This is a genomic window from Lactobacillus kullabergensis (assembly GCF_000967195.1).
Classification (GTDB): Bacteria; Bacillota; Bacilli; order Lactobacillales; family Lactobacillaceae; genus Lactobacillus; species Lactobacillus kullabergensis.
The window spans coordinates 983652-1002344 of record NZ_KQ033871.1 but is presented as its reverse complement, the minus strand read 5'-3'; the positions used below and the strand labels follow the sequence as shown (position 1 = coordinate 1002344).

22 protein-coding genes are annotated in these 18693 nt (G+C 32.4%); 19 read left to right on the top strand and 3 right to left on the bottom strand.

Annotated features, from left to right (window positions below):
• The gene (locus JF76_RS05215; RefSeq protein WP_045928113.1) at positions 1-441 is read right to left on the bottom strand and encodes an 8-oxo-dGTP diphosphatase; all 441 of its coding nucleotides are present in this window, start codon (positions 439-441) and stop codon (positions 1-3) included.
• A gap of 180 nt (positions 442-621) precedes the next feature.
• On the opposite strand from JF76_RS05215, the gene JF76_RS05210 reads away from it, so the two are divergent.
• The 15 genes from JF76_RS05210 to JF76_RS05140 all read left to right on the top strand — a co-directional run bounded on the left by JF76_RS05210 (position 622) and on the right by JF76_RS05140 (position 13558).
• Complete coding sequence (locus JF76_RS05210) at positions 622-2205, top strand: ATP-binding cassette domain-containing protein (protein ID WP_045928112.1); 1584 nt, start codon at positions 622-624, stop codon at positions 2203-2205.
• Between the two features lie 72 nt (positions 2206-2277).
• A complete protein-coding gene (locus tag JF76_RS05205) occupies positions 2278-2961 on the top strand; it encodes a tRNA (adenine(22)-N(1))-methyltransferase (RefSeq protein ID WP_045928111.1) in 684 nt (227 codons plus the stop codon).
• Entirely contained in the window at positions 2954-3751 is a 798-nt protein-coding gene (locus JF76_RS05200) for a Nif3-like dinuclear metal center hexameric protein (protein ID WP_045928110.1), read from the top strand. Before JF76_RS05205 ends, JF76_RS05200 begins: the two co-directional genes overlap by 8 nt.
• A gap of 13 nt (positions 3752-3764) precedes the next feature.
• Positions 3765-5006: a peptidase T gene (pepT, locus tag JF76_RS05195; protein ID WP_045928109.1), complete on the top strand. Its 1242-nt coding sequence runs from the start codon at positions 3765-3767 to the stop codon at positions 5004-5006.
• 330 nt (positions 5007-5336) lie between these two features.
• Positions 5337-6224, top strand: a complete 888-nt coding sequence (locus JF76_RS05190; protein WP_045928108.1) for an ABC transporter ATP-binding protein — start codon at positions 5337-5339, stop codon at positions 6222-6224.
• Positions 6225-6229: 5 nt separating this feature from the next.
• Positions 6230-6985, top strand: coding sequence for an ABC transporter permease (locus JF76_RS05185; protein ID WP_045928107.1), 756 nt, complete (start codon positions 6230-6232; stop codon positions 6983-6985).
• A gap of 18 nt (positions 6986-7003) precedes the next feature.
• Complete coding sequence (locus tag JF76_RS05180; RefSeq protein ID WP_045928106.1) at positions 7004-7768, top strand: ABC transporter permease; 765 nt, start codon at positions 7004-7006, stop codon at positions 7766-7768.
• 76 nt (positions 7769-7844) lie between these two features.
• Positions 7845-8198, top strand: coding sequence for a GntR family transcriptional regulator (locus JF76_RS05175; protein WP_045928105.1), 354 nt, complete (start codon positions 7845-7847; stop codon positions 8196-8198).
• Positions 8199-8209: 11 nt separating this feature from the next.
• Positions 8210-8914, top strand: a complete 705-nt coding sequence (locus tag JF76_RS05170; protein WP_045928104.1) for an ABC transporter ATP-binding protein — start codon at positions 8210-8212, stop codon at positions 8912-8914.
• Positions 8914-9723 (top strand): hypothetical protein, encoded by an 810-nt coding sequence (locus JF76_RS05165; protein ID WP_045928103.1) that lies wholly within the window; start codon positions 8914-8916, stop codon positions 9721-9723. The genes JF76_RS05170 and JF76_RS05165 overlap by 1 nt, the downstream gene beginning before the upstream one ends.
• Positions 9724-9768: 45 nt before the next feature.
• Positions 9769-10605, top strand: a complete 837-nt coding sequence (locus JF76_RS05160) for a hypothetical protein (RefSeq protein ID WP_045928102.1) — start codon at positions 9769-9771, stop codon at positions 10603-10605.
• Between the two features lie 51 nt (positions 10606-10656).
• Positions 10657-11496 carry a hypothetical protein gene (locus tag JF76_RS05155; RefSeq protein WP_045928101.1) on the top strand — a complete coding sequence of 280 codons (840 nt, stop codon included), beginning with the start codon at positions 10657-10659 and terminating at the stop codon, positions 11494-11496.
• Between the two features lie 150 nt (positions 11497-11646).
• Complete coding sequence (locus JF76_RS05150) at positions 11647-12012, top strand: GntR family transcriptional regulator (RefSeq protein ID WP_045928100.1); 366 nt, start codon at positions 11647-11649, stop codon at positions 12010-12012.
• The gene (locus tag JF76_RS05145; protein WP_045928099.1) at positions 12012-12719 is read left to right on the top strand and encodes an ATP-binding cassette domain-containing protein; all 708 of its coding nucleotides are present in this window, start codon (positions 12012-12014) and stop codon (positions 12717-12719) included. The genes JF76_RS05150 and JF76_RS05145 overlap by 1 nt, the downstream gene beginning before the upstream one ends.
• Positions 12719-13558: a hypothetical protein gene (locus JF76_RS05140; RefSeq protein ID WP_045928098.1), complete on the top strand. Its 840-nt coding sequence runs from the start codon at positions 12719-12721 to the stop codon at positions 13556-13558. Before JF76_RS05145 ends, JF76_RS05140 begins: the two co-directional genes overlap by 1 nt.
• A gap of 299 nt (positions 13559-13857) precedes the next feature.
• Here the strand turns inward: JF76_RS05140 and JF76_RS05135 are convergent, their stop codons facing one another.
• Positions 13858-14049, bottom strand: a complete 192-nt coding sequence (locus JF76_RS05135) for an LBP_cg2779 family protein (RefSeq protein ID WP_034979071.1) — start codon at positions 14047-14049, stop codon at positions 13858-13860.
• Between the two features lie 56 nt (positions 14050-14105).
• On the bottom strand, positions 14106-14684 hold the full coding sequence (gene lepB / locus JF76_RS05130; protein WP_034979074.1) for a signal peptidase I: 579 nt from the start codon (positions 14682-14684) through the stop codon (positions 14106-14108).
• 85 nt (positions 14685-14769) lie between these two features.
• Between lepB and JF76_RS05125 the strand changes: the two genes are divergently transcribed.
• Genes JF76_RS05125 through JF76_RS05110 form a run of 4 tightly spaced genes read left to right on the top strand, consistent with a single transcriptional unit; the run spans position 14770 to position 18652 of the window.
• Positions 14770-15522, top strand: a complete 753-nt coding sequence (locus JF76_RS05125) for a hypothetical protein (RefSeq protein WP_045928097.1) — start codon at positions 14770-14772, stop codon at positions 15520-15522.
• Entirely contained in the window at positions 15512-16486 is a 975-nt protein-coding gene (locus JF76_RS05120; RefSeq protein ID WP_045928096.1) for a hypothetical protein, read from the top strand. Before JF76_RS05125 ends, JF76_RS05120 begins: the two co-directional genes overlap by 11 nt.
• Entirely contained in the window at positions 16470-17852 is a 1383-nt protein-coding gene (locus tag JF76_RS05115) for an RsmB/NOP family class I SAM-dependent RNA methyltransferase (protein ID WP_045928095.1), read from the top strand. The genes JF76_RS05120 and JF76_RS05115 overlap by 17 nt, the downstream gene beginning before the upstream one ends.
• A gap of 14 nt (positions 17853-17866) precedes the next feature.
• Positions 17867-18652 carry a Cof-type HAD-IIB family hydrolase gene (locus JF76_RS05110; RefSeq protein ID WP_034979098.1) on the top strand — a complete coding sequence of 262 codons (786 nt, stop codon included), beginning with the start codon at positions 17867-17869 and terminating at the stop codon, positions 18650-18652.
• The last annotated feature ends 41 nt before the right edge of the window (positions 18653-18693 follow it).

Here is an 18693-nt window from a genome sequence, read left to right as displayed (position 1 = left end):
TCAGAATAATTCGTCTCGCTCACCATCTAATATATGTTCATCAATATTTGGGTTAAAGTAAACTAATAGATCCCTGTCAAAATTGTATGCCAATTTATGTTTGAAAAGCTCTTCTTTAGTCATCCAGGTTAATTTACCTTCTCTTGAGGCCTTGACTTTACCGGTGAATTTAGTGGCAATATAAAAAAAGACAAGATAGCGGTGGTCTTTTTCATCATAAAATTGTTTAATTCCACAAAGACGAGGATTTTTAATATCTAAATTCGTTTCCTCCTTAACCTCGCGCACTACCGAGTCATAAAAAGATTCGTGATTTTCCACATGACCACCAGGAAAAGTCAATCCTGGCCAATAGGGGTCATTACGATCCAAAACTAAGATATTATCGTTTTTTTTAATCATGCACATATTTGTCAAAGTAACAGGTTCAGTTCTATCCATTAAGTCAAAAATCTCTTTCCTTTAAATCTTATTATCAATTATAAAATAGCAATTTAGAAAGAAAAAGAAAATTTTTCTCACTTTTTTGCCGTCAAATTAAAATTATACTAGGGATTTTGTGGCTTTTATTAATTTGTTCCATTATACTTGTAATACTGTTTTAAGTTTTAGGAGGATAACATGGCTATCAAATATGCAAAGAAATGGAAACTTTTTCTTTTTCTAATTATTTCAATTCTTGATTCATTTCAGTCAGTATTTTTAGCTTATCTATTAAAAGTATTCATTTCCTTTGCTCAAAAGCCTACGGGAAATTTGCTCGGATTAACTTTATTCGCCATTAGCGGATTAATTATTTTCAGTATAATTGGAATACTTTTTCAGTATTCCTTTTTAAATTTGATCCATGATATTAACATCAAAATCAAAGAGATAGCAACTGATCATATCGTTAATATTAATGATGAAGCTAAACTTGATACTTCATTTATGACAAACGACCTTAAACAAATTGAGACTAGTAAAGTTGTTGCCGAATTAAAAATTTTTAATTACATCTTAAAATTTTTGACTGCTATTATCACTGCAGTGATTACATCTTGGTTTATTTCTTTGGTCTTTTTTATTGCAGCAATAATTCCAGCCTTAGTTCAAAATTTTGCCGGTAAAAAAATTTCTGCTAATTCTAAAAAATGGGAAAGGGCAAATAGTAATTATACCGCTACCGTTACGGAAACGATTAACGGCACAACCATTTTTTCTTTATATAATTCAGAAAATTCTATTGCTAAGCGCTTAATAAAAAGCGCTCGCAAAATGGAGGACGCCTTACAATCAACGAATTTATCCAAGGGCATTGCAAACGAATTAACCTCTTTTGCCGCATATTGTTTTGGCATGATTATTCCATTTAGTGTTGGAGTTTATTTGATAACTATAGGAAATATTACTTTGAGTACTTTTATGATGATTGTGCAGCTATCGAATAATTTCGTGAATCCGATAGTTAATATTTTTATGTGCGTTAATGATATTAAAATGACCACTCCCATTTGGACTAAATTTATAAAAATACAAAAGTATAAAAGACAAGCAAGCGATAATAGTTCAATCCCTGTTTTCAATAATTTGAGTTTAATTAATGCCACAATCTATTTTGATAAACAAACTATTTTTCAAAAAGTAAATTTAGTAATCAAAAAGGGGGAAAAAATATTATTACAGGCTCCTTCAGGTTGGGGAAAATCAACTTTGCTCAAAGTCTTGATAGGAAAATATAAGCTGGATTTAGGCTCTTACCTGATAAATGGAGAAAAAGCTAGTGGCAATTGGAATAAAGACCATGAACTCTTTGCTTTGATCAATCAACAACCATTTATTTTAAACGACACGATTGAATACAATATTACTTTAGGACAAAAGGTTACCAAACAAGAACTGAATAAGGTCGTTGCTAAAGCTGGCCTAGAAGAACTGGTAAGAAAAAAGGGATATCATTATCAAGTTGGCCTTGGAGGTAAAAATTTGTCAGGAGGACAAAATCAGCGTATAGAAATTGCCCGCGCACTGCTCAAGAAAAGACAAATTTTGTTAGCAGACGAAGCTACTTCCTCATTGGACACAAAATTATCTCGAAAAATTCACGCTACTTTTTTAAAAGAATTTTCCGGAACAGTAATTGAGGTTGCTCATCATATATCTACAGATGAAGCAAGCATGTTTGATCGTAAGATCGATTTAGAAGCTAATAAAAATTGTATTTAAAATCGTTATTTTATCTTTATCTAATAAAAATTCATTATGCTAAAATTTTATTATGAAGAAAGTAGGATATAAATGAACTTAAGATTGAACTCATTGGCACAAATGGTTGACCAGGGTGCACGCATTGCAGATATTGGTACTGATCATGCTTATTTACCGATTCAATTGGTGAAAGAAAATAAAATTCAGTTTGCTATTGCTAGTGATGTTGCAGCTGGACCATTGGAAAATGCGAAAAAAGACATAGCAGCTGCAGGTTTAGATGGGAATATTGAAACTAGGCTTGGGGCAGGACTTGATACTATTAATTCTGCTGATCAAATTGATACAGTAATTATTGCCGGAATGGGCGGCAAGTTAATAACGCAGATTTTAAATGATGCTTGGCTAAAAGATTCTATTTTCGAAACTTTAATCCTTGAGCCAAATATAGGTGAGCCCGGTGTCCGAAACTGGTTAATGAATCATAATTATCAAATAAAAAGAGAAAAAATTATTACTGAAGCAGGACACACATACGAATTAATTAAGGCAGAAAAAACTAATAAAATTGTCAAATTGACAGAAAAAGAACTATTTTTTGGTCCAGAAATCTTACAAGAAAAAAATGAAGTTTTTTATCAAAAATGGCGAGGTCAACTTGCATATCACAAGAAATTACTGCTTAATTTAAATAAGGCTAAAGAAAAAGATTTAGTCCATATGCACAAAATTGAGTCAGAAATAAAAATGATCGAGGAAGAAATAAATGACTAAAGTAGCAGATATAATAGCTGTTTTACAGCAACATTTTCCAGAAGAAATAGCTAGCCAAGGCGATCCGGTTGGCATCCAAATAGGCTCGATGCAGCAGAATGTCACTAAAATAATGACCACCTTAGATGTCAGACCACAGGTAGTTGACGAAGCAATACAAAAAGGGGCAAATTTAATTATTAGTCATCATCCGTTAATGTTTCGTCCAGCTCAAAATCTTGATTTTGCTAATCCCCAATATGCGATGTATGGCAAAATTATTGCTCATGGAATTACTGTCTATTCTATTCACACCAATTCTGATAAAGCAATAGATGGTTCAAGCGACTGGCAAGCTGAAGAACTGGGATTAAAAGATGTTGAACCATTTTGTCCTGATGAAGATGGCATAGCTATAGGGCGTAAGGGTAGACTAGCCCAGCCTCTTTCTGCTAGAGAATTTGCTTATTATGTCAAAGACAAAATGCACGTAAAAATGGTAAGATTAATTACTGCTGATAATGAGCAACTGATTTCTTCTGTCTGCTTTATTTGTGGTGACGGCGGAAAATATTGGCATCAAGCAGTAGAAGAAAAAATAGATGCATTTATCACAGGCGATGTATATTACCATACGGGACATGATATGATTTCAGCAGGTTTGACAGTAGTTGATCCAGGGCACTATACTGAAAAAATATTTAAACAAAAGATTTTTCAAAAGTTGCTTAAATGGAACAAAGAAAATTCATGGGATGTTGATGTCACAGAATCACAAGTTTCTACAAACCCATTTCAGGATTTATTTTAATTAAGGAGATAAGATGGAGTATCCAAATTTATTACCAAGATTTTTAAAGTATGTCAAAGTTAATTCACGCTCTGATGAGCACTCTGATCGTTTTCCTTCGACAAAGCGGCAAGAAATTTTTCAAAAAGAATATATTCTGCCTGACCTGGAAAAATTGGGTTTATCTGATGTGCATTACAATCAAAAATCAGGCTGTGTCATTGCTGAAATAGCGGCAAATGTTGATTATGATGTTCCAGTAATGGGACTTTTAGCTCATTGTGATACTGCTGATTTTAATGCTGAAAATATCAGACCACAGGTTCACGAGAATTATGATGGGAAATCTAAAATTCAGTTAGGTGATTCACAGTTTTATTTAGATCCTGCCGAATTTCCTAATTTGAAAAAATACGCAGGACAAACTATTATTACAGCTTCAGGAGACACACTTCTTGGCGGAGATGATAAATGTGGAGTAGCAGAGCTTGTTACTGTAGCAGAATACTTATTAGAACATCCAGAAATAAAACACGGTAAAATTCGCTTTGGCTTTACTCCTGATGAAGAGATTGGAATGGGCGCACAGCATTTTGATATTGATGAATTTGGAGCGGATTTCGCTTTTACCGTTGATGGTGGTGCTCCGGGTAAGTTAGATTGGGGTACCTTTTCTGCTGCAACCTTTACCCTTGATATTCAAGGGGTAAATGTGCACCCTTCTGTAGCTAAAGATCAGATGATTAATGCTATCCAAGTTGGCATTAACTTCCAAAATCAGCTTCCGCAAAACGAAGTCCCTGAAAAGACTGCGGGCTGGGAAGGATTTTATCATCTAACCAATTTTACTGGTACGGTTGATAATGCTCAAATGGAATACATCGTTCGCGATTTTGAAAGAGATGGTCTGGAAGATCGTAAAAATAAAGTCAAGGCTATTGTTAATCAAATGAACAAAGAATTCGGGACTGAGAGAATTAAGCTTAACATGAGAGATCAATATTACAATATGGCCGATATTCTTAAAGACCATATGGAAATTGTTAACTTAGCTAGAAAAGCATATAAGGCTGAAGGACTCACGATCAATGAGGACCCGGTCAGGGGTGGCACTGATGGTTCACTTTTAACTTACAGAGGTCTACCTTGTCCAGATCTTTTTTCCGGGCAAGAAAATATGCACGGACGCTTTGAATATACCGTGCTTGAATCTATGGCAAAAGCAGTAGATGTAATGATTAAAATGATAGAGTTGAATGCAAATAGCAACAAATAGTGAAACAAAAACGACTGTTTTTAATACTTCTTATTAAAATAATTAAAAGCTTAAATCTTATTCTGATGGACATAATTTAACTTCTAAAAAGTTAGTAAAATTATGCACAATTAATAGAAATTTAAATCTAGGTACATAGGATCATTATCAAAAATGGTTTTATGTGCCTTTTTTATTTTTAAAGTTTTATATTGACAACTTGTGGAACACTTAAATTTTTCTAAGACAAAAGGTAAAAGACAACTTGCAAAAGTTAATTATTTATTTTATCATGCTAGTGTATTACTTATCTAGTTCACTATTATTATAAAAGAGAAAGGATGAGCGACTATGCAATGTGCGATTGCACTACGAGTTGATAATGTTAGTACTTATGTGGGCAAGACAGTGCTAGTTAATAATGCTACTTTTGATGTTAAAGCTGGTGAAATAATCGGTTTGATAGGCCCTAATGGTGCTGGGAAAACAACTATTATGAAAACCATTTTAGGCTTAATGAAATTTAAAGGAAAAATAGAGGTCAATGGCAAAAATGTGTCTGAAAATGACCATCATGCTTTAACAATGCTTGGAGCATTAATTGAACATCCGGCAATTTACCCATTTCTTACTGGAATGCAGAATTTGACCCTTTATGCTCATGATCAAAAAGATATGGCAAACCTAATTTCCGAATTACAAATGGATTCATATATTAATAATAAGGCTAAAGGATATTCACTGGGGATGAAGCAAAAATTAGGCATAGCAATCGCCTTATTAAATCAGCCCCAAATTGTAATTCTTGATGAACCAATGAACGGACTTGACATTGAATCAACGATTCGAGTAAGAAAATTAATCAAAAGATATTCTGATCAAGGAACAGCTTTTTTAATTTCAAGTCATATTTTAAGTGAATTACAAAAAGTAATGACGAGAGTTGTCTTAATCTCCGGAGGACAAATTATATTGAATAAAGAGGTCAAAGAATTTGAAAAAATTAGTCACCAAAAATACCATTTGACTACTGAAAATAATAAACTTGCAAAAAAGATTTTTGCTGCTTACCAGATCACATTTACAGAAAATGAAAATTATTTGATAGTAAGTCAAAACGACATATACAAAATAGAAGATCTGCTTTTTAACGAAGGTGTTCACTTAAAAGAAATTTTGCCGCTTGAAGCCAACCTTGAACGAATTGTAGTTGATGTCTTGGAAAAGAAAAGGGGATAGAAAGAATGCTTATAAGCTTTAAACAGGAAATCTATAAATTCAGGCATGAAAACATTGCTCTGTATGGTCTGATTATTCTCATTGTAACAATTATTTACAACTTTTTTACTAATCCTATTACGCGCCAATCCCTTGGCTACGGATTTGGTGCAAATGAGTGGATTCCTTTAATAGTTATTACCGTAGCATCTGCAATTTTTTCAATGGAATACAAGAATAACACGATTATCATGCTGGAGTATAAGACTTCAAGCAAGTTTCAAATTTACTTTTCCAAGTTTTTGGTTGTCTTAGTCTATAGTTTTCTCCTAACATTGATTGCATTTTTACTTACCTTGATTTTAAGCATGTTCTTTAATAATGTCAGATATGATTGGTTAGTTAACAAAAATGGTAATAATCTTTTAAATGATCTGGTAACTAACCTGGCAGGAGCATTGATTTATTCTTTTTTTAGCATTGGCTTATCTTTTATGCTCATTATGCTGGTTAAAAATAACGCTGTAGTAGTTTGTTTTGGAATTGTACTAGCATTTTTTGGTGCCAGCTTTTCCAAAGGATTAATGCAAACCTTTCCCTATTTTATAAGTACTATTAAATGGAATTTTTTAAATATGATTTTTATTTCCCAGCAATTATCAAAGCCAAGCCTTAGCTTAAAATCGAATTTATCAAGTCTTGAACTAATTATAGCCAATATCGTTTACGGCATAGTTTTTATGGTTCTAGGGTATTATCTATTCAAACATCGACGAGTATAAAGAGAGGAGATTACTAAAATGATTTTTAGTATTAAGCAGGAATTATATAAATTAGTGCACCGCAAAATTACTTGGATTGCATCTATCATATTATTTTTTCTAATGCTTATTACCGGTTTCGCTTTAGCAGATGAAAGTAAAAAGCTAATTTTAACATTAACTTTTGATTCTTCTGATTTTATCATGTTTATCCTAGTAATAGTAGGTGCCACCAGTTTTTCAATGGAATTTCAAAACAATACGATTTTAACACTCTTATATAAGTCTTCGAATAAAATATATGTCTACTTATCGAAGTATATTGTTTTGTTCTTATACGATGTTTTTCTGCATTTGCTAGCTCTTTTTTATACCATTTGTCTGCGTTATACCATATTTAATTATCGAGTTAATTGGTCAGAACTTTATCTATACCATCAGCCGGTATGGCTAAACATGGTAACTGCTTCTCTAATAGATTTAGTAACTACAATGTTAATTATTGCTATTGTTTTTTTACTCTCGTGCCTAATTAATAGTAGTGCAATTGTAATTGCAGCAAGCCTGTTAGTGACATTTATAGGTCAAAACATTTCTTCCGAATTAATGAACGGGGGCAAGCTTATAAGCATTATGAAATGGAACCCTTTTAATATGGTGGACTTAACCAGGCAATATGGTAATTATGGCATGTATGTTTTAACTACCCACCTGAATAACCAAGAGCTTTTAATGGGTAGTCTAGTCTATATTCTTATTTTTGTGATTACCGGCTATTTAATCTTTCGCAGAAAAAGATTTTAAGTAAATAATTGCATAACTTTTAAGTTTATTGTAATATTATAGTGTATTATAAATGTAATACAGTTAGAAGAGAATTATGAATTTTAAAGACAGTTTGCCTATATATATACAAATAAAAGAATATCTATGTCGCCAAATAATCACCGGCAAGCTTGAGCCAAATCAGATGATACCTTCTGTACGTAATTTAGCAACGCAGTTAACAGTGAATGTTAATACTATTCAAAAAGCGCTTAGACAAATGATTAATTCCGGTCTTCTGGTTACTAAAAGGGGAGAGGGTAATTATGTTACTAGCGATAAAAAATTATTGGAAAAAATCAAAAGAGACATGATCGTTGCTGAACAACGTAAGTTTGTTCAGAACATGAAAAGCATAGGAATCACGCCAAAACAAACTCATCTTATTTTGGCTAATCATTTAAAGTAGGGAGTAAAAAAATGGATAATCTTTTAGAAATTAGAGATTTAACTTACAAGAAAAATCTGAAGACAATTTTAAATAATATCAACTTAAATTTACAACCGGGGAAAATAGTAGCACTTTTAGGCGAAAACGGTGCTGGTAAAACGACCTTAATGAGGGTAATTAGTGGGATGGCTAAAAACTATCGTGGAACCGTTAAACTTTCTGGTGAAAGTAAAGAGGCTCAACGAAAAGCCCGACTATCATTCACTGATAGTCTGACGGGCTTTAACAACTCAACAAAAATCAAAGATATTGTTAAATTTTATGAAATCATTTATCAAGATTTTGATGGCAAACAATTTGAGCAACTTCGTCAGTTTATGAAATTAGATTCTGAAATGCGATTATCTGAGATGTCAAAAGGAATGCGAGAAAAATTAATTATTGCACTTGCATTTTCGCGCAAAGTTGACCTTTACCTATTGGATGAACCCTTTTCTGGTATTGATGCTATGGCTCGTAAAAAAATTATTAACTCAATCATTTTATGGAAACCAGAAAAATCAACAATTCTCGTTTCAGATCACTTTGTGAATGAGATCGCTAGTATGCTGGACGAAATAGTCATTATCAAGGACAAAACCATTTATGCTCATAAATCAACTGAAGAGATACGAGAACATCATAAGAGTGTTGAAGACTACTATGAAGGCTTATACAATGCGGAGGATGAATAATGGTCATGTTTAACCATTTATTTGGCAAACTTTTTGAAAAAAAAGCCAAATATGTTCATCTTCTAGTTGTCCTGCAATTTATTAGTTCTCTGGCATCAGCTTTTTTTACTTATTTTAGTTTTTATTCTGGCAGGTTTCACTTAAATTTGAACAATAACCTTGAATTTTTTCCAGGATGGATGGCTCTATTTGCTTCTTTTACTTTCTTGTTTGGACCTATTTTATATATTTTAACTGTCGTTCAGAATGAACGCTTAAATAGAAGTAAGACATGGCGCCTAGCACCAATCAGCGATGGCACGTTTTATATTGATAATATCTTAAGTTCATTTGTTTCTCTAATCTATTTTGTCTTTTTAGATTTTATCATTGCGCTTGGATTATTCTTTGTATCTATTTTTACCTATCCCAAATTTGGCAAAAATTTGCGGTTTGAACTCAATTTAGATACTGACACATTTCTTACTTTTATTTGTATTATACTGTTGGTAATTCTAACTGCTCTTTTTATTTATTTTTTGGTTAGTTTCCTTAACTTTTCCAGTCAGGCAATTTTAAGTTTTTTACCACAAGCGTCAAGTCATATTTTAATTTCTTTTATTCGTATATTCATCATTATCATATTAATGGGACTGATTGTTAAGCTATATAGAGTATTGATAAACTCTTTTGTAAATCTTTTTTTACTAAAAGCGACTGATCTTGCGGGATTAGAATATGTTGTAGGTATGATGTTTGTTGCTAATTTAATAATGCTTGGCATCAACGTCTTTTTAATCAATCATTTCTTTGAAGCAGAAGAGAAGTAAATCCTAATATTTTTTACAATATTTTCGTAGTAGGGAGGAAAGAGTATGACCTCATTTAAAAGTTTGTTTGGCAGATTCTTTGTAGAAAAAGCAAAAAATGTTTATTCATTTTTAATAATTCAAACAGTTGGTGCTCTTGCATTTTCTGTTTTTGGTCTGCTAATTGGGACAGGTAAGATAAGTGAATTTTTAAATTCTTATACTGAGCTTTTACCTGACTGGTTAATGGGCTTTTGTCTATTAGGTGTCTTTTTTGTCATTTTCTTTTTCATTTATATTATTGTTAAAAATGAAAAGATTAACCATAACCAAACATGGCGTTTAACTGCAATCAGTGACGAAAAATTTTACATCGCTAACAGCTTAAGCACATTTGCAACATTTGTTTATTTCATTATTCTTAACATTATTGTTGCTGGTATCTTGCTAACTGCTTCATTTTTTATGGACAAGGATTTTCGTAATTCGTGCGAAAGAATGTTTAAGCAATTTAGACCAAATTTTGAACCGAATACAATTCGTTTTATTTTTGATATCATGCTACTCTTACTTTTATGTTGCTTTTTTATTTCGTTATTGATCAGCTTCTTAAATTTTTCCAGTAAAGCCATCATGGATTATCTTCCTGTAGCTTCAAGTGGGTTAATTGTCAAACTATTACATATTTTTATTGTTATCGTAATAGCCCTACTTTTTACCAAAGCAGAAAAATTTTTTGTCGATCAAGTTTTAGGCAGCCTTTTGAATTTTTTAAACTTCAATCCGGCTTATAACAACGCTTTACCCTATGTTAATGTAATTGTTGTAGTTGTTAATTTAATAATGTACGTTATTAATATCTTTTTATTTAAGTATTTCTTTGAAGCAGAAGAAAAAAAGTAGCTAGTAAAACAATATTTGTCACCAGTTAGAAATGAAAATAAGGAGTCCAAAATGGCGGAATTTAGCAGGTTATTTAACAGATTTTTTAAAATTAAAACAAGAAAATTACACATTATACTTTTTTTTCAATTAATCGCAGCATTAGCATGTGCCTTTTTTACTTATTATGAAGTTACAAATTGGCATATTCAAAAAAATCTAAAAAATAATGTCGGTCTGATACCAGAATGGACATTATATTTTGTCATCTTAGCCTTTCTTGTCATATTATTTGTATTCATTTTAACCCCTTTGCAAAGTGAAAAATTTAATCGAAGTCAAACCTGGCGGTCAGCTGGAATAAGTGACAGCCAGTTTTATCTTGATAATGTTTTAAGTACATTTGTATCTTTTATTTACATGCTTGCGCTTGAAGTAGTTGCTGCAGTTATGCTAGGTTTCTTATCTTTTTTGGTTGATAAAGATTTTCAACGAGGACTTCATGATTTCCTAATGGATCTGCATCCTAATTTTGATTACAATGTTTTCTGGACTGTAATTGGTACGATTGTCTTAGCCATTTTAAGTTGTTTCTTTTTATATTTTGTTATCAGTTTCTTTAACTTTGCTAGCCAGTCCATAATAGATTTTGTACCCGCCAACGTTAATGGAGCACTTGTAAAGATACTCCATTTATTCATAATTTTTGTACTGATCTGGTTCTTTTTTAAAATTCAACATATATTTGTCTACAAAATTCTTTTGTCAGTATTTAATCCAGCTAATTACGGACTTGCTTATTCTAGTGATTTACCTTTTGCAATTTTGTCAACCACAATTTGCAATCTTATTTTGTTGGGCAGCAACGTTTTCTTATTTAATCATTTTTATGAAGCCAGTGAACGTAAGTAGGTAGGCAATTAAGAAAAAAATTACTTTTACAATTTTGTAATTTCTCACAAAAAAGCAAGTTATTACAACAATTAAAAGGTTTGCGGAAAAAATAAATCTGGTTTATGATAGTGTACTATAGGTGTATTACGGCCAAAGGATGGTGGACTTGTGGAATTTAAAGATAACATTCCCATTTACTTACAAATTAAGCAATACCTATATCGACAAATAATTACCGGCAAATTGAAGTCCGGTAAAAAAATTCCTTCCGTGCGTGAACTGGCAGTGCAACTCACTGTAAACGTCAATACGGTACAACGTGCTTTACAACAAATGAACTTTGAAGGCATTTTGTATACCAAGAGGGGAGAAGGTAATTTTGTCACTGAAGATACTACTTTACTTGAAAAAACGAAAAGGGAATTAATTAACGCTGAACTAGACAAATTTGTTCAGAGTATGAACTCTTTAGGGGTTTCTGATGAACAAATTCTCAAATCTTTAACTGAATATCTTAAAGAGGAGCGTAAATAATGGGCAATCCCTTAGAAATAACAGACTTAGTTTACAAAAAGAACCAGAAAAAAATTATTTCTGATTTAAATTTAATCCTTAAACCAGGAATAATTGTTGCTCTTTTAGGTGAAAACGGAGCGGGCAAAACTACTTTAATGCGAATAATTAGTGGCGTAGCTAAAAACTATCGAGGCACTGTTAAAGTTGCAGGTTTTGCCAAAGAAGCTGACAGAAAGGCACATCTTTCTTTTACTGATGGCCTGACAGGATTTGCTAATTCAACTAAAATCAATGATATCGTCAAGTTTTACCAAATTTTATACCATGATTTTAGTCTAAAGCAATTTGAGCAGTTAAGAAAATTCATGAATTTAGATTCTGACATGCGCTTATCTGAAATGTCTAAAGGAATGAAAGAAAAGCTGGTAATTGCTCTAACTTTTTCCAGAAAAACAGATTTATATCTTTTGGATGAACCCTTTTCCGGCATTGATGCTATGGCTCGCAAAAAAATTATTAAATCGATAATTTTATGGAAGCAAGAAAAATCCACTATTTTAGTTTCAGATCATTTCGTCAATGAAATAGCTGCGGTTTTGGATGAAGTTGTTATTATTAAAAATAAAACTGTTTGTATGCAAAAGTCGACTGAAGCAATTAGGGCTGATAATCAAAGTGTAGAGGAATTTTATGAGAGTTTTTATCAAAGAGAAGAGGATGAATAATGGCTATTTTTAATCGCTATTTTACGGTGCTTTTCAGATTAAAAACCAAATGGATTTCTCTTTTGTTAATTATCCAGACCGTAGCTTCATTTGCGATGTCGTTTTTCAATTTTAATAACGGCCATGTATACATTAATAGAACTATTTTTTCTAATTTCTTCACCTTATGGCTGACCATTTTTGTGTTATCAGCGTGGCTTTTTACCGGGATATTTTATTTAACCACCTGTTTACAAAACGAACGTGTCAGTGGCAATCAAACTTGGCGTTTAGTACCAATTGATGATAAAAAACTGTATTTCGATAATGTTTTAAGTTCGTTTGGTGCAATACTTTTCTTTGTGATACTCGAAATAATTTGCACATTAATTTTAGGCGTTGTTACTTTTACTTTTGATAGTCAGTTTCATACTGTCACAATCGAAATGTTTACTGATATTGGAAGGCATTTGCAACAAGTTGACCTGGAAATTATGTTTAACTTCTTTGGTGCGATCATGATGGCTATTCTTTGCGCATTTTTTGGTTACTTCATTATCAGTTTTTTAAATTACTCCAGTCGCGCCCTTTTGGATTTCCTTCCTCAAGCTCTCAGCAAAGCTTATTTTCGGGTAATTGCAGTGTTTGTGATTATTTTAGTTGCCTGGCTTGCAATCAAAGCCAGTAACATTGGCCTACAAATAATTTCATTTCCATTTAGATTTATGATGGGAGAAACCACAGGAACAAATGATGATTTGGCTTTAGCTCTAATTTTAATGCTTGTAATCAATTTACTTTTTTGGTTTTTGGATACAATCCTTTTCAGTAAATTTTTTGAAGCAAGAGAAGGAAAATAAATTAAAATTTGCATATTAAAAGACGCTAAAAAGTAATGTTTAGCGTCTTTTTAACAGGCAAAAAAGACCCATGAGACAAACAACAAAAATACCAATGCAAATAAAAGACAAAAGGCAATGAAAGTCAAAGCAGAAATTTTCTCAGCTTTAAGATTTTTGCTTTTTCTTTAAATGATAAGAGTTATTAAACTGGTCAAAAGCAAGATAATTTCTATGACTAACATTTTCTAAAATCACCAAAAATAAAAAGCCTGCAATGAAATGAGACGCATTGCAGGCTAAACTTTATAAATAACTTTTTAATGATTTGCAGCAAGGTAATCGTACAACTGATTAATTTCTTCAGGAGTGAATTCACCATCGCCAGTTTTCATTGAGTGAATTTTTTCAACTGATAAGTGACTTGCAAAAGCCAAATCCGTATCAGTAACATGATGTTTTACTTGAAAATCGATAATTGCATCGGATAATTCTTCTAACTGCTGATTCATAATAAATTCTCCTTTACAATTTATTTTAGCGGAAAAATATTAAAATTCAAAGGAAATTAAAAACCCTGAATTTTATTAAATGGCCAGTATCTGAATTTGACTTTACCAATTAAATTTTGTCGTTTTACAGGACCAAAAATATGTGAATCCTTAGAAATATCACGGTGATCGCCCATTACCCAATAATAGCCTTTTGGAACCTTATAGGTGAAATTTGTTGTATAGGTCTGTCCTTGAGCATTATTATCCTTTTTGAAATGATTTTCAAGATATGGCTCAGGTAAAAGCTTCCCGTTAACATACATTTTATCATTTTTTGAAACAAGTTTATCACCAGGAAGACCAATTATTCGCTTGATGTAGTATGCCCCTGGGACATCATTTGCTGCCTTGGGTGCGAGCAAAACAACAACATCATTACGCTTAGGAGTAAAATTACGCACAGCAATCAAACGATCATTATCTTCAAAAGTCGGTTGCATAGACGGTCCAGAAACTCTATCATTAGAAAGTACAAAATGGAATAAAACATAGAACACACCTAAAATAACTGCCATCATTATGACAACATCAAGGATAAATTTACCTAAGCTTTCTTCCTCTTCGTCTTGCTTTTTTGTTACTTTTTTCGCCATAAAATTTTTCTCCTTTATTATGTTACCTTTTATTATAACTGAAATCCTTCAGTTTGAATGTTAAAATCATTATAGGTATTTGATAATGACAAATTTTTTAAGTAAAATTAACCAGTTAGATCAAGAGCTTAATATTGACCCCATACATCATCAAGTAAAGGAAATTAACGATATTGTTTCTGTTGTGAGCCAAAAGCAAGTTTTAAGGAAAGCTCCAGAGAAACTGGGCTTTTTGCCAGATAAATCTGAAGAAATATGTGCTGGTCTTTCGCAAACTGATATTAAGAAATTTAAGTCTGCTAATCAGTTAATCAACAATTTAAGACAATTTTTGGCAATTAATTTTGGTGTTTGGTCACTTCCTAATTTGCAGACAGCTAATGCAATTAAAGAAAGTTTAAATATTAAAACCGGTTTGGAAATTATGGCAGGCAATGCATATTGGAGCAAAGCTCTCTCTGATGTAGGCGTTGAAATGACAGTCACAGATAACTTAGATTGGTCAAAAACTTCAAGCACTGGCTCAAGGCAATTTATGACAGTCAGAAATTTTGAAGCTACTAAGGCCGTTAAGATATTTGACAATGTTGATCTAATAATATGCTCATGGGCTCCCAATTTTGGCAATAGCGACACAAATGTTGTTTCAACATGGCAAAAAATGAATACAACAAGCCGTCTGCTCTTCATAGGAGAAAAAGGCGGAGCGACCAATTCAGCAGCTTTTTGGCAAAAAGGGTTAATACATCATTCCCCAGAATTAAAACAAATTAATCAAACTTTTCAAAGTTTTGATTTTATTAATGAACACATTTTTGAGATAACACATGAAATTTAAAAAAATCATTTTAATTATTATAATATTTTTATCTTTTTTAGGTATAGGCAGTATGTTGTCAAATGTTCAGTCTCGTGAAGCGAACCAACTGCTTGAGGCATATGGTTTAAGCAACAATACTCGCTATATTGAAGTCAAAAACAATCAAGAAGTTAGAACTTTCTTGACCTATTTGAAAAAAAGATATCCTCATAATAAAATTCAAGTTCATATGACATCCAAAGCCAAGAAAAATCAAACTCTCGTATGGTCAAATCATAATGTGCTAAAACTACCGACTGAATCAGGAAGGTACTTCACAAAAGATGACTTTAAAGGTCAAGTTTCTTTTGCTGTACTTGGTTTAAACGCAAAAGTTCCGACTTTAAAGGCGCAAGGAAACGAGTATGTTTACATAAACAAAAAATATTATACGGTTATAGGAACTTTAAAGCATTATCGTCAAATGAAGCAAAACGGCTATTATTTGACTGCTAGTCCGAAACAACCAACTGGCAAATTTAAACTGCGTGATTATCAGATCATAATCGACAGTTCAAATAAAGTAATTCAACAAATCGCTAAGCATTATGGAGTAAAAGCAAAAACACCAGTTTTTGTCAAAAATCATCAAATACATCAGTTTTCAATTATTCGTGAAATTTTATTTATCTTAATTTTTTTGTTAATTGCTTCAGCAAGTAATATAATTTTGGCATTTATGGATTGGAAAACAGTTCAGCAGACAAATTTGAAGGGCAGTCTACTACACAATTGGTTAATCAATCATGGGATTAGAATTTTGCTTGTAGAACTTGTAGTTACTTTTGGTGCATATTTCTTTTTGATCTCGCGAAAATTCGTTTCCAAGCCACAACACTTAATTTGGCTTTTAATGACAAGTTGGGTAATAATTTCTATTTTTTACGCCTTAAGCATTCTGCACTTATTACGAAAGGAAAAAAATAATGCCAAAACTGCCTGAAGATTTCATCAAAAAATATACAAAGCTATTAGGTAAGAGTAAAGCTGACCATCTTTTTAAAGCAATAAATGAAAATTCTAAAAATGCTTATCGAATCAATTCATTAAAAGAAAATCAAACCCTTTCTTATGATCATAATGAAAAAATTCCGCTAATACCAAATGCCTATTATGGCAAAATAAGTGGAAAAGATCCTGAATGGGTGAGTGGGACAGTGTATTCACAAGAACCTGCTGCAATGTTTCCTGCTTTTTTTCTTGAAGCCCAGCCTGGGGAAAAGATTTTAGACTTATGTGCTGCCCCTGGTGGGAAAAGCACTGCGATTGGCGTACAACTAAAAGGCCAAGGATTCTTGCTTGCAAATGAAATTTCGCTTAGTCGAGCAAAAATTTTACGTGAAAATCTTGAACGTTGGGGAATAACAAATGCACTAGTCACAAGTGAAAAACCAGAAAAATTAACAAAATATTTTTCACAGTATTTTGATAAAATATTGGTTGATGCTCCATGCAGTGGTGAAGGTATGTTTCGCAAAGACCCTAAAGCTATTGAATATTGGTCACAGGATTACGTGCTTTTTTGTCAGCAACGGCAAAAAGAGATCTTGTCTGCTGCAGTTCAAATGCTTAGGCCAGGTGGAGAACTAATTTATTCAACTTGTACTTTTGCTCCAGAAGAAAATGAGCAAATAGTTTCTTGGCTAACTAAAACTTTTGGTTTTACAATATTGCCACTAAAAATAGATGAACAATATATTGACCATGGTCATCCAGAATGGTCAGCTAATAATATTGAGTTGGCTAAAACTGCACGATTTTGGCCTACTGCCAATATTGGAGAGGGACAGTATGTAGCAAAGTTAAGGTTAGAAGGAAAAAAGAATGCCCAATCTCCTGGTTCGACAAGTAAGAAGTCAGATCATAAGAAGCAACTTAAAAGTGCTTTAACCAAATCTGATATGCATTTGATTTCAAGCGTGCTAGATAGATTTAATTTACCATCTGCAATTGAGAACTGGCAGTTTAAATGTCAAGTTCATAATAATCACGTTTTTATTCCCGCACTAAGCACTAATTCTGCTTCCCATCTTAAAATTTTATCCAATGGTATTGAGTTGGGTATTCTAAAGAAAAAACGCTTTGAACCTGGACATCAACTGGCTATGGTCTTAGCAGCACAAGAGCAGAATAGGGTAATTGACTTAAGTAGCAGTAATTATTTCAAATATTTGCATGGAGAAGCTATCAGAACTGATTCAGATGAAACTGGATTTATTCTTGTCAGCTTTAAACATTTTATTTTAGGCTTTGGCAAAGTAAGCAATCATATTATTAAAAACTATTATCCCAAAGGATTACGAATTTAGAGAAAGAAAAAAGAATGATTAAATTAATCGCTACTGATATGGACGGAACTTGGCTAACTGACCAAAAAACTTATGATCGAGAGTTATTTTTGCAAGAATTCCAAATAATGCAAAAAAGAGGAATAAAATTTGTAGTTGCAAGCGGAAACCAATTTGAAAATTTGTACTCCCGATTTCCCCAAGTGGCTAATCAGCTTTATTACATTGCTGATAATGGGGCACTCGTAGCTCAAGGCAGGCAAGTAATTCATGTTGAGTGCCTTTCTGAAGAAGACTGGCTCACGATTTTACAAATCATCCAAGAATATGATGAAAAAGTAACGGTTTCTGGTCTTGCAAGTGCATATATTTTAAAAAGTGATGGTCCTGAATATGCAGAAGATTTGAAAAAATATTATGAAAAACTGACAGTTGTTGAGAATTTTAATCATCTGGATGATCAAGTTTTTAAGGTCACTTTTGACGTTCCAGAAAATAGAATGGTTAAACTTTTAGAAGAACTTAAGCGGAAATATCCACAAATTGGTTTTGTTTCCGGTTCAGCGACATCAATAGATATGTCGACAAAAGGCATGAATAAAGCACGAGGTTTGCAATATTTGGGCAGCAAATACAAGATTAGTCCAAAGGAAATGGTTTCTTTTGGCGATAGTGGTAACGATGTGGGAATGTTAAAATATGCAGGCAGTAGTTATGCTACTGGAACAGCTCTTCCGAGTGCCAAAAAAGCTGCCAACCACATCATAGGTTCCAGTAATGATAGTGCTGTTCAAAAGGAAATATGGCGTTTATTAAAGTAAATTATTGTCAAATAAAAATGAGTACCAAGATTTTTAAAATT

Bases quoted from the DNA above. Each gene is read 5' to 3' on its own strand.
- JF76_RS05110 (WP_034979098.1), top strand. From the start codon at position 17,867: ATGATTAAATTAATCGCTACTGATATGGACGGAACTTGGCTAACTGAC.
- JF76_RS05160 (WP_045928102.1), top strand. From the start codon at position 9,769: ATGACCTCATTTAAAAGTTTGTTTGGCAGATTCTTTGTAGAAAAAGCA.
- JF76_RS05125 (WP_045928097.1), top strand. From the start codon at position 14,770: ATGACAAATTTTTTAAGTAAAATTAACCAGTTAGATCAAGAGCTTAAT.
- JF76_RS05165 (WP_045928103.1), top strand. From the start codon at position 8,914: ATGGTCATGTTTAACCATTTATTTGGCAAACTTTTTGAAAAAAAAGCC.
- JF76_RS05210 (WP_045928112.1), top strand. From the start codon at position 622: ATGGCTATCAAATATGCAAAGAAATGGAAACTTTTTCTTTTTCTAATT.
- JF76_RS05115 (WP_045928095.1), top strand. From the start codon at position 16,470: ATGCCAAAACTGCCTGAAGATTTCATCAAAAAATATACAAAGCTATTA.
- JF76_RS05120 (WP_045928096.1), top strand. From the start codon at position 15,512: ATGAAATTTAAAAAAATCATTTTAATTATTATAATATTTTTATCTTTT.
- JF76_RS05185 (WP_045928107.1), top strand. From the start codon at position 6,230: ATGCTTATAAGCTTTAAACAGGAAATCTATAAATTCAGGCATGAAAAC.
- JF76_RS05200 (WP_045928110.1), top strand. From the start codon at position 2,954: ATGACTAAAGTAGCAGATATAATAGCTGTTTTACAGCAACATTTTCCA.
- JF76_RS05145 (WP_045928099.1), top strand. From the start codon at position 12,012: ATGGGCAATCCCTTAGAAATAACAGACTTAGTTTACAAAAAGAACCAG.
- JF76_RS05135 (WP_034979071.1), bottom strand. From the start codon at position 14,049: ATGAATCAGCAGTTAGAAGAATTATCCGATGCAATTATCGATTTTCAA.
- pepT (WP_045928109.1), top strand. From the start codon at position 3,765: ATGGAGTATCCAAATTTATTACCAAGATTTTTAAAGTATGTCAAAGTT.
- JF76_RS05155 (WP_045928101.1), top strand. From the start codon at position 10,657: ATGGCGGAATTTAGCAGGTTATTTAACAGATTTTTTAAAATTAAAACA.
- JF76_RS05215 (WP_045928113.1), bottom strand. From the start codon at position 441: ATGGATAGAACTGAACCTGTTACTTTGACAAATATGTGCATGATTAAA.
- JF76_RS05175 (WP_045928105.1), top strand. From the start codon at position 7,845: ATGAATTTTAAAGACAGTTTGCCTATATATATACAAATAAAAGAATAT.
- JF76_RS05170 (WP_045928104.1), top strand. From the start codon at position 8,210: ATGGATAATCTTTTAGAAATTAGAGATTTAACTTACAAGAAAAATCTG.
- JF76_RS05205 (WP_045928111.1), top strand. From the start codon at position 2,278: ATGAACTTAAGATTGAACTCATTGGCACAAATGGTTGACCAGGGTGCA.
- JF76_RS05190 (WP_045928108.1), top strand. From the start codon at position 5,337: ATGCAATGTGCGATTGCACTACGAGTTGATAATGTTAGTACTTATGTG.
- lepB (WP_034979074.1), bottom strand. From the start codon at position 14,684: ATGGCGAAAAAAGTAACAAAAAAGCAAGACGAAGAGGAAGAAAGCTTA.
- JF76_RS05180 (WP_045928106.1), top strand. From the start codon at position 7,004: ATGATTTTTAGTATTAAGCAGGAATTATATAAATTAGTGCACCGCAAA.
- JF76_RS05140 (WP_045928098.1), top strand. From the start codon at position 12,719: ATGGCTATTTTTAATCGCTATTTTACGGTGCTTTTCAGATTAAAAACC.